Consider the following 1,812-nt stretch of genomic DNA (forward strand, 5'->3'; position numbering starts at 1 on the left):
TATTGCTTCTGTAGTTAGGTAAATCCTTCAATTTTCTTACTTATTTCAACCTCTATTTTGTCAGTGCTTCTTTAAACTCTCAATATAAAAACCAAACTTATCAGTATCTATGTATGGGTGCCTGCTCTTCACTGTATTTAATTTTTTTTTCAGCCTCATTAATTAATTTATTTAGCTCACTATTTAATAAATTATAACCTTCTTTCTGTTTAGACTTATTCTCCTCATAATTAAAAAATACTCTAGGGCAACATGATGAGGGATCCATAATCTTCCATTTTCTTTTAGTTTTTTAGAATATCTAGCAAAAATTTAGTAGAGTCCTTTGAGGTGTATTTATAGAAGTTAATCAAAATGTTAGTATCGACAACAAATAAGGCATTTTCCCAAAGTTCTTTAAATTCGTTCTCTGTATAATCAATAAAACCTTTAAAATGTTCTAGCATTCAAACCCCTCTCTCTATAATCTTTATAATTAATGCATTAACTATTATACCTATTAAGCATTTTATTCTAAATAACTCAAAGCAGCATATATTTCTTAAATACTATGTTCTCTGACCACATTTGAGAGGCTACGGTCAGCAGTGGACAAAGAAAAAACTAAGTGTAAAAAACTGTATTAACAAAAAGGGAGCCTCTCGGCTCCATCTTTAGTAAAAAAACTTATTATCCATAATTCCAATAGAGTATAACAAAAGGAACAAGAGTAACAAAGTCAACCGCGTTCATAAATAGATAATTTTTTAGTTCTTAATTACTTTTCCAATAATATTTTTCAACTCTTTAACAGTTATCCAAGGTTTATAACGATGAATCATTCTGTGACAATTACTACACAACAAGGCAATATCCTTTATATTCGTTTCCCCACCGTCCTCTTCCATCTCAGAGACAGGTACATTGTGGTGTCCTTCGATATACCCCTTTCCTCTTTCACCATAGGTTTGGTAGAAGTCAAATCCGCAAGCTTCACATTTAAGAGTTCCATGACTTTTCATATATCGGTCTTTTGCATTTTGAATGATCTTGGAGTCACGTTCTCGTGCAAAGTGCTGTCTTAATAACATTCGACCTTCTTTAGTAGTTTCAAATTGATATTTCTCGTTTTCTACAGCGGGTGGGCCTACGCCTAAGTTACTTCTTAATTCAAAATATTTGTCAATTCCATTTTTATCAATTAATATTCCATTATAGAAAACTCACCTTCATATTTAAACGGAACACCTTTCTTATACCTCGTAAAAACATAAATAGGATAGGCTCCTTTACCGGAATCAATTATCGATCTATTAGTTACTATATTTTCGTTATATTTTTTCTCTCTGTTGTTTTATCCTTTCTTCCCTCTAAGTAATATTTGAGAATCGTCTTTTCCTCATTTAACCACTCATTTGGATAATTTTCTCCGCCTATTGTACATAAAATTATAACAGCCTTTATTTGGTCATTAATCTTTAAAGGGTGTATCCCCTTTATCTTATTTTGACCGGACGAATAAGATACAATATCAGCAGTTATCCTCGTTCCGATAGGTAACGTTTCAAACTCTTTTAAATCTACTTGTTGCAGTATGTCATGGCTCAAAATTTACCTCCTCCATATGCTACCTCTTCAATGTAGCTTAAATTTAAAAGCACTTATTTTCTGTATCTAAGAATTGCACTTTTTCTTATTATTAAAGGCTTTTATATCCTGCTAGTATTTTTAAACGTTCCATTAATCTATAGAGTTTTATTTCTAATAGTTCTTCTATATAATATTGATAGTTGTTTGTTATTTTGTTGAAACCTGCATGAAGGATTGGCCTTC

The 1,812-nt window shown here is 31.2% G+C and carries 2 protein-coding genes; both read right to left on the bottom strand.

The window, feature by feature from the left end; all coding sequences use genetic code 11:
• Nucleotides 1-746: 746 nt before the first annotated feature.
• On the bottom strand, nt 747-1,070 hold the full coding sequence (locus JCM19033_RS21595) for an HNH endonuclease (protein ID WP_054637882.1): 324 nt from the start codon (nt 1,068-1,070) through the stop codon (nt 747-749).
• Nucleotides 1,071-1,299: 229 nt separating this feature from the next.
• Nucleotides 1,300-1,587, bottom strand: a complete 288-nt coding sequence (locus JCM19033_RS21600) for a hypothetical protein (protein WP_054637883.1) — start codon at nt 1,585-1,587, stop codon at nt 1,300-1,302.
• Between the last annotated feature and the right edge of the window lie 225 nt (nt 1,588-1,812).

The organism is Thalassobacillus sp. C254, from assembly GCF_001310615.1.

What these genes read in the sequence shown, in the direction of transcription:
- JCM19033_RS21595 (WP_054637882.1), bottom strand. Translation starts at nt 1,070, where the DNA reads ATGTTATTAAGACAGCACTTTGCACGAGAACGTGACTCCAAGATCATT.